This is a genomic window from Rheinheimera sp. (assembly GCF_020217005.1).
Lineage (GTDB): Bacteria > Pseudomonadota > Gammaproteobacteria > Enterobacterales > Alteromonadaceae > Pararheinheimera.
In genome coordinates this window covers 1-13,462 of record NZ_JAIWOI010000230.1, presented here as the reverse complement: position 1 = coordinate 13,462, position 13,462 = coordinate 1, and the positions used below count along the sequence as shown (strand labels likewise).

General features: G+C 47.2%; 12 protein-coding genes. 5 read left to right on the top strand and 7 right to left on the bottom strand.

All coding sequences use genetic code 11. From position 1 onward, the window contains the following. The first annotated feature begins 238 nt into the window (after positions 1-238). Positions 239-1,438 (top strand): hydrolase, encoded by a 1,200-nt coding sequence (locus LDL40_RS11325; protein WP_300995488.1) that lies wholly within the window; start codon positions 239-241, stop codon positions 1,436-1,438. Positions 1,439-1,443: 5 nt separating this feature from the next. On the opposite strand, the gene LDL40_RS11320 is transcribed toward LDL40_RS11325, so the two are convergent. The 5 genes from LDL40_RS11320 to ylqF form a co-directional block, all read right to left on the bottom strand. Beyond that, the gene (locus tag LDL40_RS11320; RefSeq protein WP_300995487.1) at positions 1,444-2,334 is read right to left on the bottom strand and encodes a DMT family transporter; all 891 of its coding nucleotides are present in this window, start codon (positions 2,332-2,334) and stop codon (positions 1,444-1,446) included. After that, positions 2,334-3,215 (bottom strand): cysteine synthase CysM, encoded by an 882-nt coding sequence (gene cysM / locus LDL40_RS11315; protein WP_300995486.1) that lies wholly within the window; start codon positions 3,213-3,215, stop codon positions 2,334-2,336. Before cysM ends, LDL40_RS11320 begins: the two co-directional genes overlap by 1 nt. Before the next feature lie 87 nt (positions 3,216-3,302). After that, the gene (locus tag LDL40_RS11310; protein WP_300995485.1) at positions 3,303-4,052 is read right to left on the bottom strand and encodes an RNA methyltransferase; all 750 of its coding nucleotides are present in this window, start codon (positions 4,050-4,052) and stop codon (positions 3,303-3,305) included. Between the two features lie 218 nt (positions 4,053-4,270). Continuing rightward, the gene (locus LDL40_RS11305; protein ID WP_300995484.1) at positions 4,271-5,935 is read right to left on the bottom strand and encodes an amidohydrolase; all 1,665 of its coding nucleotides are present in this window, start codon (positions 5,933-5,935) and stop codon (positions 4,271-4,273) included. A gap of 40 nt (positions 5,936-5,975) precedes the next feature. Continuing rightward, on the bottom strand, positions 5,976-6,911 hold the full coding sequence (gene ylqF, locus LDL40_RS11300; protein WP_300995483.1) for a ribosome biogenesis GTPase YlqF: 936 nt from the start codon (positions 6,909-6,911) through the stop codon (positions 5,976-5,978). A 156-nt stretch (positions 6,912-7,067) separates the two neighbouring features. Here ylqF and LDL40_RS11295 point away from each other — a divergent pair, with 156 nt between their 5' ends. Beyond that, positions 7,068-8,513: a VCBS repeat-containing protein gene (locus LDL40_RS11295; protein ID WP_300995482.1), complete on the top strand. Its 1,446-nt coding sequence runs from the start codon at positions 7,068-7,070 to the stop codon at positions 8,511-8,513. Between the two features lie 17 nt (positions 8,514-8,530). Here LDL40_RS11295 and LDL40_RS11290 read toward each other — a convergent pair whose 3' ends face one another. Next, the gene (locus LDL40_RS11290; RefSeq protein ID WP_300995481.1) at positions 8,531-8,848 is read right to left on the bottom strand and encodes a hypothetical protein; all 318 of its coding nucleotides are present in this window, start codon (positions 8,846-8,848) and stop codon (positions 8,531-8,533) included. Positions 8,849-9,146: 298 nt separating this feature from the next. Between LDL40_RS11290 and LDL40_RS11285 the strand changes: the two genes are divergently transcribed. From LDL40_RS11285 to LDL40_RS11275, 3 genes are read left to right on the top strand one after another with little or no spacing between them, the layout of a single operon-like run. After that, positions 9,147-10,745, top strand: a complete 1,599-nt coding sequence (locus LDL40_RS11285) for an aspartyl/asparaginyl beta-hydroxylase domain-containing protein (RefSeq protein WP_300995480.1) — start codon at positions 9,147-9,149, stop codon at positions 10,743-10,745. Continuing rightward, a complete protein-coding gene (locus LDL40_RS11280; protein ID WP_300995479.1) occupies positions 10,738-11,868 on the top strand; it encodes a hypothetical protein in 1,131 nt (376 codons plus the stop codon). The genes LDL40_RS11285 and LDL40_RS11280 overlap by 8 nt, the downstream gene beginning before the upstream one ends. Positions 11,869-11,923: 55 nt before the next feature. Next, entirely contained in the window at positions 11,924-12,397 is a 474-nt protein-coding gene (locus LDL40_RS11275; protein ID WP_300995478.1) for a GNAT family N-acetyltransferase, read from the top strand. Here the strand turns inward: LDL40_RS11275 and LDL40_RS11270 are convergent. Continuing rightward, on the bottom strand, positions 12,394-13,110 hold the full coding sequence (locus LDL40_RS11270; RefSeq protein ID WP_300995477.1) for a YkgJ family cysteine cluster protein: 717 nt from the start codon (positions 13,108-13,110) through the stop codon (positions 12,394-12,396). The genes LDL40_RS11275 and LDL40_RS11270 overlap by 4 nt on opposite strands. Positions 13,111-13,462 lie beyond the last annotated feature (352 nt).

Here is a 13,462-nt window from a genome sequence, read left to right as displayed (position 1 = left end):
TCACCGCCAGGGTGAAACAGGGAATTCGGGACGCAAACAGTTTTGCGTCACGCCTGTTTCACGCCTTGAGCTCTGCGAAAGGCCGGACAAGAGGTTCCGCTGTCACCTCACCGCTCTTAAAACTCAAAACTGACGCTCCTTCAGGCAATTCCGTTCAGACACTCACCACTTCCACCTACCTTTTACACAACCAGTTGGCTATAATGCAGCCCGTTTTTACAGCAGTTTTGGGTGCGTTTTGATCTTAGTTCGTGCAGTGCAATACCTTTGGTTCAGAATGATCCGGCTTGGCTGGCGTTCATGGCTGAAATTAACCCCATTGATGTTGCTTATTTTGCTGCTCATCTCCACTTTTGTCACACCAGTTCCAGATCAGCAATATCATTTCCCTGATGAAACAACCGCCAGCAGCAATTTTCACGTGGTAGAGTTTAATGACGAAGGCCAGCCGCATGATTTAAAGCAGCAGCAGGCTTTGTTTGAACGCATAAAAAAACCTGATTCAGCCACAGCAGAGCTTGTTATTTTTGTCCATGGCTGGCATCAAAATGCGGCCCCGACCGATGCAAATTTTGTCGCTTTTCAGACCTACATAAAAGAGTTACAGCAAGCAGCGCCACAGCGTAATCTTATCGGCCTTTACTTAGGCTGGCGCGGCGACAAGTATGATCCTTTGTGGCTTGATGGTTCCTATAAATCGGAAGGTTGGATGGAGCCTCTTGATTTTCCGACCATTTTTCAGCGTAAAAGAGTGTCGCGACTAGTAGGCGAGCAAGGCGTCAGTCAGCTATTGGATAAGCTGGACGCAGTGGTTGAACAAGGTCAATTAAAACGCTACATCTTTATCGGCCATAGCTTAGGTGGCTCTGTAGCTTTGCACGCCAGTAAAGAACGAATAAAAAAAGCCATAAATCTTGGCAGAGATAATCCTAACTTGTATCTGCTATTAAACCCAGCAGTAACAGCAAAAGAGTATAAACCGCTCGACACCTTATTAAGTGTTGACCGCCAAAAACCCAGTATGGTTGTTTTGCAATCCAAAGGTGATTTTGCAGTCAAAGAAGCCTTTAATTTCTTAAAAGATGGTGAGCAGGCGGTAGGTAATTCCTGGGCCATTACTCATGATATTGATAAATGCCCCAGAGGCAACTGTGAGACTCCAATCCAACTGCACAGCAGTTTAGCTCAGCATGACGCCATACCGGGTTGTATGATGCAGCTCAATCGTTCCGGCTGGCGTATTCGTGCCAGGGTACAGGCTCGCCGTACTATTCAGAGCTGTGATGACGCCAATATGCAGGCAGTCTGGGTACTGGCCGTGTCGGACGATATTATTTTTGGCCACAACGGTATTTTAACACCAAGCCATGCCGGCGCTTTGGCCGAAATTTTGAGTTTGATTGATTATCACAGAAACCAGATCCCCGAAGCTATTTAACTGCCTCAATGCCATAAAATCAGCGCTGTACCGGCCACTGTGAAGCAAGCACCTATCCAGGCACCGACGGCAGGACGCCTTTTATAAACCAGCCATAACAAAGGCACGACCAATACAGGGCTAACTGACGACAGCATACCTATCAAGCCAGCATCACCTGTTTTTAGTGCTTTTAAAATGAGCGTCATACCTATCACCATGGACAGCCCCGCATTGATAAATACCATGACGAATACTTTTTTCGTCATAGGCAAATAAACCCGGGCGACTTTAAATCCTGCCCAAAATAAAAGTAGGTGAGCAGATAAGGCTACTGTCATACGTACAGCTGAAGCACTGACAGCGTCTATGTCAGTTTCCATCAAAGGCTTTAACATTAGGGTCGAGGCGGCTTGGCATAAGGCTGACGTTAAACCCAGCAAGATACCGGAACGTAGTTGAGATTGATTCGACTCCCAATGGTGTTGCTCTTCCGCTCTGCGGCCTAGAACGATGGCGGTCATGACACCCGAACTTAACAAACCGCAACCCACTAAGGTCCAGCCCCATATGGATTCGCCTAAAAACAGATAGGCCAGTAACACGGAGAACATGGCATGAGTGGCAAAGAGTACACCGGCTCGACGGGGGCCGAGCCGGTTCATAGAGGCAAATAACGAGGTATCGCCAATCAGAATACCGATAAGCGCCGATATGGCTAACAGCGGCAGCTGAGGTAAAGCCAAAGTGCTGACACCGCCACTAAAGAAAGCCCACGCCCATAACATGCTTGCCGCACACGTCAGACGCCAGCGGGTAAAGGCAAAGGCGCCTAAATGACTGGAAGCGCTTGCTGATAGTAAACTGCCAACAGCCCAACACGCAGCTGCTAATAAAGCTAAGTATTCAAAAGGCACTAATAAATTCCTGAGGATAAATAACGATCGCCGCGGTCACAGATGATGGCCACTATCACAGCGTTGTCTAGCTGCTCAGCCAGACGCAATGCTGCATACACAGCACCGCCTGAACTAACACCACAAAAGATGCCTTCCTGCTGCGCCAACTGACGCATAGTTGCTAAGGCTTGGTCTGTGGTTATATCTATGATTTGATCGACCCGCTGTTTTTCATAAAAGCCTGGTAAATAAGCTTCTGGCCAACGCCGAATACCAGGAATACTGCTGCCTTCAGCCGGTTGCAGTCCTATAATTTGAACCTCAGGGTTTTGTTGTTTCAGGTAACGTGACACACCCATAATGGTACCTGTGGTGCCCATACTGGAGACGAAATGAGTCACTTTGCCGAAACTTTGTTGCCAGATCTCAGGGCCAGTGGAGGCGAAATGCGCGGCCGGATTATCGGTGTTATTAAACTGGTCCAGCACTAAACCCACACCTTCAGCCTGCATTTGTTTGGCTAAATCACGGGCGTATTCCATGCCTTGTTCTTTACTGACCAGTATCAGCTCGGCGCCATAAGCCCGCATGGACGCTTTACGCTCGTCAGTCATATTGTCCGGCATAATCAGCTTCATTTTGTAGCCTTTGATGGCGGCTGCCATCGCCAGTGCTATGCCAGTATTGCCACTAGTGGCTTCAATCAGGCAGTCACCCGGTTTAATTTCCCCACGGGCTTCGGCCTGTTGCAGCATATAAAGCGCTGGTCTGTCTTTCACTGAACCTGCTGGATTATTACCTTCCAGTTTCAGCAATACGGTGCTTTTGGTATGGCCAGCCATACGTTGTAGCCGCACTAAAGGTGTCTGGCCAACATAGTCTTCGAGGGTAGGGAACATAAAACCTCAGCGGGGCAAAAGAAATAGCGCTTAGTGTAGCGGATCTGGTTTTATGCCGACAGACAGATCCGCGATAACTCAGACTCTCTAAGATGCAGAAAGGCGTTTCAGGTTGTCACATAAAATAGCTGTGGCTATACCCACATTCAGTGATTCGGTATCACCAAAAGCCGGAATGGTGACAGGGTGGGTGATGACAGGCTTTAATGCAGGGCTTATGCCATTGGCTTCGTTACCCATGACCAGATAACCACCTGCCTTGCTGAGCTTTAACTGATGCACTGACTCACCTTCGAGGTAAGCTCCATACACCGGCATGGTGCTTTGTTTTAATACAGGCAATAACTCCTGGTAATACATCTGCACCCGCAAAAATGAGCCTTTGGCTGCAGCTATCACTTTGGGATTATACAAATCCACAGTGTCAGGTGAGCAGAGGATATGACGAATACCATACCAATCGGCGACCCGGATAATAGTACCTAAGTTGCCCGGGTCATTGATTTGATCCAACACCAGAACCCACTCTTCAGCTTGTTCTTTAAAGGCATGGGAGACTGGTATTTCAGCTACGGCCAGAGCCGCGTTATTGCTGCTGAAGGTGCCAACCTGCACTAATTCATGCTCTGTGCATTGCTGCACTAAATCCGCTTTAACGCACAGACTATGGTGGTGCTGCAAAAACGCTTCAGTACCAAAAACTGCCCGCACTTTCCAGGAGCTGTGCAGCAACTCCAGCACCGATTTTTCGCCTTCGACAAAAAACAGTTGCTCTGCCTTGCGGTATTTTTTTTGCTGTAAGGACCGAATCAGCTTGGACCATTTCTGACTAATCATAAACCCTTCTTACTTGAAGCCGCAGCTGCGTTGACTGCGTGCTCTCGCCCCGGTCACATAGTGGCCTATGCTCCCGGGAACTCGTTTACTTGTCGCCTTGCTGCAACTCCAATTAATTTGGGTTACAACCTTCTTACTTGAAGCCGCAGCCTTGTGGACTGCGCTATTTCTTCCGAACATAGATTGGTCGGCTAGACGGGCGGGGATAAACCCCGCCCCTACAGTTGTGCCTGGTATTTTTGCTGTCCTGCTACCCAGCTTTGGTGCACTTTGGTTTGCCATAAAGTTTCTGGCGGCACTTTAAAAATATCACGGTCGACCAGAATAAAATCAGCCCACATACCAGGTGCTAGTGAACCCATGCTTTGATCCTGAAAGGCGCCATAAGCTGCGTCGACGGTAAAAGACTTTAATGCCTGAGTTAACGTCAGGCGTTGCTCTGGTAACCAGCCACCTACAGGTTGATTTTGCTGATCCTGTCGGGTCACAGCGGCATGAATGCCGTAAAACGGATTCGCCAGCTCGACCGGGTAATCTGAACCTCCGACGATCCGGCTGCCCTGATCGACAAAAGTTTTCCAGGCATAAGCACCGCGCAAACGGGCTATACCCAAACGGTCTGCCGCCATATTTTTATCCGAGGTAGCGTGGGTTGGTTGCATCGCAGGCAAGATATGCAGCTGTGCAAAACGTGGAATATCTTTAGGCGAAACTATCTGTGCATGCTCAATACGATGACGGCCTTGCTCCAGCTGTTCTTTACTGGCCAGCTGTTCAAATCTATCCAATACCAGGCGGTTGGTTAAATCGCCTATGGCATGCACATTGGTTTGAAAACCTGCGTCCAGCGTCAGCTTCATTACCGCTGTTAACTTGTCGGGCTGGGTAACGAATAAACCTTTTTGGCCTGGTTGGTCAGAATAGGGCTCTATTAAAGCAGCGCCACGGCTACCTAAAGCGCCGTCACCATAAATTTTGACGGAACGGGCGACAAAGATATCCTCTTTATCCAGAATAGGGCCGGCTTTTAACCAGTCGGCTAAATGCGGATCTGTGGCCGATAACATGGCATAAACGCGCAGAGGCAGTTTACCTTCTTTGCGTAGTCGCTGATAACTCTGCAAGTTCGCTTGATCGATACCAGCGTCATGGGTTGAGGTAATACCCAAAGCTAACAAGTGCTGAAAAGCGGCGTCTAAGGCAGCTAACCGCTCTGCTTCAGATTGCTGCGGTATTTGTTTTTCCAGCAATAACATGGCGTTGTCTATCAGCACGCCAGTTGGGTTACCTTCTTTGTCGCGGATAATTTCGCCACCAGGTGGATCTATAGTTTCTTTGCTGATACCCGCCAGTTCCAGTGCTTTACTGTTGGCCCAGCCTGCATGCCCGTCAACCCGGGTTAGCCAGACTGGTTTGTCATTTATACTTTCATCCAGCAAGGTTTTACCCGGAAACTGCTGAGTTGGCCACAGTACCTGGTTCCAGCCTCGGCCTAAAATCCATTGCGAGTGCGGGTGGCTTTTGGCAAATGCTGCTACTTGCGCCACAGCCTGAGCTTCGCTGCTACTGGTTCGTAAGTCCACCTGATTCAGGTTTTGGCCTAATCCCAGAACATGACCATGACCGTCAATTAATCCTGGCAATAAAGTCTGGCCTTTACCATCTATTTTCTCAGCTTTGTTGTAGGCCGCTGCTGCTGATTGATCGCCGCGGGCTAAAACTTTACCAGTTTGATTATCAAATACAAAATGGCTAAATCTGGTGATCTCACCTTGTTCATCAAAACCATAACCATGAATATTATGCAGCACTACAGGAGCCGCGGATAAAGCGCCACTGGCAAGCAGTAACAGACTGAACACTGATGGAGTAAAAAAACGCATAACACGATTCCCTGGTTGGTCCGTCGCCGGACCTGCCGGGCTAACGGTATTTTTTCTTGGCTTTTTGCTGACGGGCTTTTTCCCGCTCGGCTTTTTCAGCAGCTCTGACGGCCTCTTCTAACTTAGCATTGTGCAATTCCTCTGTCACCATATCTGGTGTTTCCAGACTGACAGGTCCAAACAGGCCAGCACGCAGTTCGGTAATTAAAATAGCGCCGGCTTTTTGTAAATCGACTACTCCGCCTTTGCGCATGCAACCACGACGTTCACCCAAGGCATCTAACAGGGCAACGTCGTTTTCTGGCTGTTCTGCCAGCTGATAGCGAGCCATCACTTGTTGCGGATAGGCTTTTAGCAAATAATCTGCGGCGAAAATTGCGATATCAGCGTAATCAAAGGCAGTATCTTTAATAGCTCCGGTGACAGCCAAACGGTAACCACAGCTGGCCGGGCTTAACTTAGGCCATAAAAATCCTGGGGTGTCGGTTAAGATCACATTGTTATCCAGCTTAATCCGTTGCTGTACTTTGGTGACACCAGCCTCGTTGCCGGTTTTGGCAATAGTGCGGCCTGCCAGCGTATTGATAATGGTGGATTTTCCCACGTTAGGTATCCCCATAATCATAGCGCGGGCGCCCCGTATATCTAAATTACGTTCTGGCAGCATCTGGTTGCAAAGTTCTAATAAAGCCTTGATTTGTTCAGGATTTTGCTGACTAATAGGAATGGCTTTTATACCCTTTTCCTGTTCAAAGCGCTCAACCCACAATGCGGTGATCGCGGGGTCTGCCAGATCAGCTTTGTTCAGTACTTTAATCACCGGAGTGTCACCACGCAGTTCCGGCACCAAAGGGTTTTCACTGGAAAAAGGAATGCGGGCGTCCAGCATTTCGATAATGATATCGACCTGCGGCATGACTTGCGCAATTTCTTTACGGGCCTTGTGCATATGGCCTGGGAACCAGTTTATCGACATAAAAACTCTCTTGGGTTGGCCGCTTAGCGGTTGGAACAGGAAACAATTCAATATTTTACGCTGTTATCAGGGTGTGCAGGAACTTTTTTCCTCTGTTGATCTCCGAATAGCAGTTTTTGCGTATACCCAAGCCAGATGGAGTAACAGGGAATGAAAATGTTGAAGTATATGCTCGGGTTAGCTGCCACCACAGTTATTAGTGCCAAACCCCTGATGGCTTCAGACTTTAAGCAGGTGCAGGTGCAACTGGAGCATCCGGCCAATGGCGATAGTCTGCTGATCCCTCAGGCCAAAGCTCTGCTTCAGTCAGGTCATTCCTCTGAGAGTCGTTGGCTTAGTTGGGTTGATTTAACCACCAATACCGCAAAGCAAGTTCCTATTCCCACACAAGCACAGTTTTTCCAAAAAGCTCAGATTAAAAACCAGAGCAAAGAACAGTTAGTGGTATTGGGCACAGAAGGCATCAGTGCGTTTAACGCTACAGACGGCAGTTGGCAACGATTACTAAATACAGAATCTTTATATCGCACTGTGGATGGCAAACGATTGATGAAACTGGATTTTGTGTATGACTTTAACAACGATGGTTTGTCAGATTTTATAGTACCGGACTTTAAAGCCCATTATGTGTATATGCAGCAACAGGACGGTAGTTTTACTAAATTCTCTCTGGCGGTGGATGCTAAATCCCGCTTATTTGATGAAAACCCGGATTACACTAGCCGCAAGGCCCGCTTTTTGGACTGGAATGCCGATGGCCGCACTGATATAGCTTTTGCGATAGACGATAGCCTGTTGTTGTACCTACAAACCGAAACCGGCTTTTCGACCCAGGCTCAAACTATTCAGCTGGGGCTGGGTTTAACACCTGATACACTGGCTGAAGTGCGGGGAGGTGATGGCCGCAGTTTTAAAGGCCTGTCAATCAACAGATTGTATGATGTGAAAGATTTAAATAACGACAGTATTGCTGATCTTATTGTACGGCAGGAGCAATTTGCTGACGCGGTGGAGCAAAGCTACAGCTACCGTATTCACTACGGAAAAACTGAGCATGGCAATTTGAAGTTTAACGCCGAACCTGACGCGCGGATCAACACCAAAGGTATTCAGTCTGAACCTGTATTTACTGATTTAAACAATGATAAAAAGTTGGATTTTTTTACCCCAGCTGCTGAGTTTGGTATTGGTACTTTAGTGCGGGCCTTACTGGCGGGTACGGCCAATATGGAGCTGCAATTTTTCCCTCAGCTACCAAGTGGCAAATTCCCGGATAAAGCGGTTTATCGGCAGGATGCCACAGCTCAGGTCAGTATTGGCAACGCACAGGTCAATTTACCCGTCCTAAAAGTGCTGGTGTCAGAGCAAGCTCCGGCTCTGTTACTGATAGGGGATGAAGATCATCTGAAGTTATATCAAAGTGCCAGAGAAAAACTCTTCAGCAGTAAAAGTATCCGACTAAAGCAAGCTATACCTCTGAATGGTATGCTAGCTTCGACTGAAGATTTGGATCAAAACGGCAAAATGGATTTGATTTTGCCTTTTACCCATTTAGATCCGGAGGCGGTGCGTAATCAGCTGCATTTTATACTGCAACAATAGCTAATCCGCTGCCATTCTTATGGCCTTAACCATAATTTCATCTGAGGGTAACCAGTCTGAGTGCCTGCCGGCTCACACATACCATACCAACTCAATAAAGGATGGCCAAAGCCGCCTGCTGTACTGAAGGCTGAGATATAAGCTTCTGAACTACCTTTGTAGCCTTCACTATGGAATACAAATTCAGGCGGCAGGTTTAAATGCTTTAAGGCAGCCCAGGACCAGGCGATAGCTGCCATTTCCTCGGCAGGACCATGGCCTGAAGTGCGGACGTTGCTCTGGAGTAAGATGCGTTGTTCGGTCGTGGTCACCGCAATATGACCCGCTTCATGCAAGCAATCTCCGGGATGAGTTAGCTTTTCCGTATCTATCAACAGACAGCCATGCTGGATTTTCAAACCTGGCAAAAAGCATGGTTCTGACAAAGAAACCAATTGGAAAGGCAGCTTTATCTGTATAAAAAAACGAGTCATTTGCAGCAATTCTGTATTCTCTGGGTTCACTTCTTATTGTTCCTTTTTTAAATTTTTTTGTTTGTTTTTACAGGTTTAAACATCAAGATGTTAGTTGCTTGAAATGTTCCTTTTTTGTGCTAGCCTAGTTCCTTTATAGAATAAAAATAATGACTTAGCCATGAACCATTGTCTGTTTTCCCTGATTACAACAACAGAGCTGCTACAGAGCATGCAGCGGGAGTTGCAACTACTTGCGCAGCAACACTGGTGTGCGCATGTGAATCAAGCGGATTACACAGGAGGCTGGGACGTTCTGGCTTTGCGTTGTGCAGGCAAGCATCAGCAGGCTCACGCCATTTTGCAAAGTTTTGCTATAGAACAGGACACGGAGTGGAGGGACCTACCGGCACTGGACCTGGCTCCAACGGTCAAAACCTTTTTGGGTCAATTGCCTGTCCCTATTAAATCCGTCCGTTTAATGCGGCTGCAACCTGGTGCCATGATTAAACCTCATAGAGATTACGGATTGTGTGTTGAGCAAGGTGAAGCGCGATTACATCTGCCATTACAGACCAATGTTGACCTACAATTTTATGTTGCAGGTCGGTTAGTGCCAATGCAGGAAGGCCAATTGTGGTACATCAATGCCGATCAAATGCATTGGGTAGAAAACAAGGGTACTAGCGCCAGAATTAACCTGGTTATTGATTGTGAAGCCAACGATTGGCTACAACAACAAGTCCAAATGCAGGCGCCACATCAACAGGTAAATCCTGCGTCAGGTCCTGGCGCTTTGGCGGCAAGTGCAGATTTGTCACTGGGCGGCATTTTCCATCTGCTCAGACTGTGGCAGAAAATACAGCTCAAAATCCAGCGGCAGCTTGATACTGCTGCTTATGCCGATGAATGGTCGTTGGACACTGCGGTGCTGGACCTCTGTGGTATAGGGCTGGAACCCGGGCTACAAGCTTTACATCAATTTCACCAGACTGCAGATATAGTGTCGTGGATCCAAAGCATTTCCCTGACTAAAGCACAGATTACAGACATTAACCAAAAGCTACAGTTGAAAGCCGATACAGCTTTATCTACTGAGCCTGTGCCTCAGGTACTCAACCAGGCCCAGCTGGAGTTTTGGCACAGTCAGGGCTATCTGGTGATCCCTGGCCTGTTAACAAAAGAACAATGTAAGCGAAGCTGCGATGTGATTTGGCAGTATTTGCAAGCGGACCCGGCAAAGCCTGACAGCTGGTATCAAAACACAGATAAAATGCAGAAAATTATGCTGCAATTGTTTCGTCATCCGGTGTTAGATGCGAACAGAAAACAGCCTCTGATCCGGCAAATCTTTGAGCAATTGTGGCAAAGTACCGATCTGATCATGACAACCGACAGAGTCAGCTTTAATCCCCCTGAGACTCAGGCATGGCGTTTCCCTGGGCCTGATCTGCATTGGGACATCGAGTTGATTGCTCCAGTGCCATTTGGGACACAGGGGCTAATTTATTTAACTGACACCACAGAACAGCAAGGAGCTTTTTGTTGTGTGCCTGGTTTCCATCTTCAGATAGATGGTTGGATTTCAAGTCACAACGAGCATCCCACAGAATTGCAGCAACAAGACTGGTCCGGTTGGCCAGTTAAGGCGATAGCTGCAAAGGCAGGTGATTTAATAATCTGGCACCAGGCCTTGCCTCATGGCGCCAGCCGTAATAAAGCGCAGTGGCCACGTATGGTGCAATACATCAATATGTATCAAGTGAATACTGATGCTTAAGCCCGAATGGTATCAAGATTTAATCCAAGACGTTGATGGCCTGAGACAATTGCAGTTGTGTTCTGATGTGAGCAGTTTCTTACACTGTCTTCGCCGGATCTTTCAATTGGAACATTGCTCAGACATCGAATTGCACGAATTTTTAGAATATGGAAATTCAGTCTGCTTTGAGCCTCAACTGACATTATTTAATCAGTTTTGGTTGCCTTACGCTTACAAAAGTACAGAACAGGAAGTGCTATGGTTGCCCGCATTTGGCCGGCCAACTCAAAGCTATTTTTCGGACTACGTAACTGAAGTGCAGCAAAGCATAGTGGCAAGCCTGTTAAAGCCTAAAACCCGATTGAAGGTTCTGTTGAAACAGAGGCAAGACATTGAATTTTCCATTCCTGCGGGCTTTATTTTTCATTTGTCGCGTTGCGGCTCAACACTGGTTTCCCGCAGCATTGCGGTCAGCAACTCATGCCGGGTTATAGCTGAGTCGGGGCTTTTAACTTCTGTACTACAAGACCGCCAGCTGGAAGATGAAGAGCGTGGAATTGCACTGAAGTTGCTACTGGCGTTGCAAGGCAAGCTAAGAGACAAAGAGCAGCATTTGGTGGTGAAATGGAATGCATGGGATCTGAACTTTCTCCAGCAAATAATCCTGCTTTACCCTAGCGTTCCGCTGGTGTTTTTGACTCGTCAGCCTCTGGCTATTCTGGCTTCGCATCAAAAGACGGCGGGTTGGCACATGGTGCCTCTGATGGCACAGCGCCGGCTATTTGAGTTGGTTCCTGATCTGGAAGAAGGGTCATTGTTGCACTATCAGCAGCTGGTACTGCAACACTTGATGCGGGAGATACTAAAATATGCTGCATTGGAGCTGGCTTTGGTTATCGACTATCAGCAGTTACCACAGCAAATTGAACAGGGGATCCTACCATTTTTTAAACTCTGTTTTTCCGACGCCGAGCTACGGGAGATGAACCTAAGTCAGCAAAGGTACAGCAAAAATCCAGAGCTACTGTTTCAGCCTGACTTATGGAAACAGAGTCATTTTACTGCGGTTCAATCGGAAGAATTAAGGCAGCAGCTATTGCCTATGTATCAACAACTCCTGGCTTATGCCTCATTGTATTAAAGAGGGATTTCGTATGGCAGCTACTTTCACTCTACCTGATGGGCTTGGACTTCGAATGGCAAAGCCTTCAGATCAGCCCTTTATCAGCAATTTATTCAATAGCAGCAGGGCATTACTGCGATTTGCTGAGGCTGAACGCGATTATATTGAGCATCTGATAGAGCAGCAATTTGACATGCAAAGTCAGAGTTATGCCGAACGCTTCCCTAATGCGCAAACTCTAGTGATAGAGAAAACATCGGAGCCTATAGGCCGAATTATGATCGATATGGGGGTGAATCTGGTACATATCATTGATTTGATGTTGATACCTCAGGCTCAGGGCAAGGGCTATGGTCCTGCCGTGCTCCGCGCTGTGCAGTATGTGGCTGCCCAGCAGAGCTTACCTGTTGCTTTAGTTGTGGACCGCTTTAACACTAAGCTCAAAACTATTTACCAGTCTTTGGGTTTTTGCGTTGAGCAACAAAACCAGACACATGAGCTAATGATTTGGTATCCGTCGCAGCCGCACCTCTATGTAGGTGTTTAACCATAGTCAGACGCTGCCAATTGTTGCTCAACATAGGCTTTGATGCTGGCGATATCAGGCAGAGGCAGCAGTTGTCCATGATCCTGAAAGTGAAACAAACCTGCCATTAGCTCAAATTCCGACTGTGCTAAACGTAAATAGCCTTGAGTGTTATTTGGTTGAGCTATGGTTTTCCTATAGTAACAATCCTGCTCAGGATAATAACGACATAGTTTTGGACGTTCCGGTTGCTGGTAAATACTGCATTGATTATCCCGAAGATGACTGCAGGTGGTTTTTACCAGCAGCGACCAACCTGTCTCGGTGATAGCCACTTGAGTTCCTTCAAAATTAAGACAGTAACGGATGTAGTCAATATCTTTAAATTCGGTGGGTTGTTTTAATGGCACAGATAAAAAGCTACAACACCAGCTGCTGCAGGAATTACAGATAGACCTGTATTGACTAAGACTGAACTTTGGCGGGGCGGGCAACGCAGTCTGAGTTTCCGCCCAAATCAGCCAGTTTGCATAAGCTGTGTCATATACAGGCTGTGTATTTTGTACTGGTTTTCCACCCTGAAGTTCAGACTGCAGTAACTGCAGCAACAGCTCAGGCCATGCCGGATAAAAGGGGATGCGATCGTCATCGCTGGATAACCAGTGCTGCAGCAGGCGCCAACGTTGGTTATCCATCCATACTAAGTCTGGTTTTGGCTCAGCCTTATTAGTCATAACTTTGCTGTAAAAACACTTATAAGGATTGTAATTCACACAAACCAGGGGCTGCTCTGGCGCATTGTGCACTGCACATCCACCCTCAGCTGTCAGGTTTTTACATCGACTAAGGAAATAAACTGTACAGCGCCAGTCAGCACTGAAAGTGGTATCGATGTTACTGAAGTTGGAGAAGTATAAAGCCTGATCTAATTCAGTCTGGCTTCGGATTGGAAATGATGTGAGTTCCAGATGGGAACAACAAGGAGAAGTTTGGCAACTTAAGCACGGACTGGTCATAGCTTCCTGATATTGAGTAAAAGTTAATCGGTGAGTTCAACAAATCTGTATTTCGCTTCAATTAAAACTT

Excerpts from the sequence above, each read along its gene's own strand:
- cysM (WP_300995486.1), bottom strand. The coding sequence starts at position 3,215 with ATGTTCCCTACCCTCGAAGACTATGTTGGCCAGACACCTTTAGTGCGG.
- LDL40_RS11310 (WP_300995485.1), bottom strand. The coding sequence starts at position 4,052 with ATGATTAGTCAGAAATGGTCCAAGCTGATTCGGTCCTTACAGCAAAAA.
- LDL40_RS11305 (WP_300995484.1), bottom strand. The coding sequence starts at position 5,935 with ATGCGTTTTTTTACTCCATCAGTGTTCAGTCTGTTACTGCTTGCCAGT.
- ylqF (WP_300995483.1), bottom strand. The coding sequence starts at position 6,911 with ATGTCGATAAACTGGTTCCCAGGCCATATGCACAAGGCCCGTAAAGAA.
- LDL40_RS11295 (WP_300995482.1), top strand. The coding sequence starts at position 7,068 with ATGTTGAAGTATATGCTCGGGTTAGCTGCCACCACAGTTATTAGTGCC.
- LDL40_RS11285 (WP_300995480.1), top strand. The coding sequence starts at position 9,147 with ATGAACCATTGTCTGTTTTCCCTGATTACAACAACAGAGCTGCTACAG.
- LDL40_RS11280 (WP_300995479.1), top strand. The coding sequence starts at position 10,738 with ATGCTTAAGCCCGAATGGTATCAAGATTTAATCCAAGACGTTGATGGC.
- LDL40_RS11275 (WP_300995478.1), top strand. The coding sequence starts at position 11,924 with ATGGCAAAGCCTTCAGATCAGCCCTTTATCAGCAATTTATTCAATAGC.
- LDL40_RS11270 (WP_300995477.1), bottom strand. The coding sequence starts at position 13,110 with ATGACTAATAAGGCTGAGCCAAAACCAGACTTAGTATGGATGGATAAC.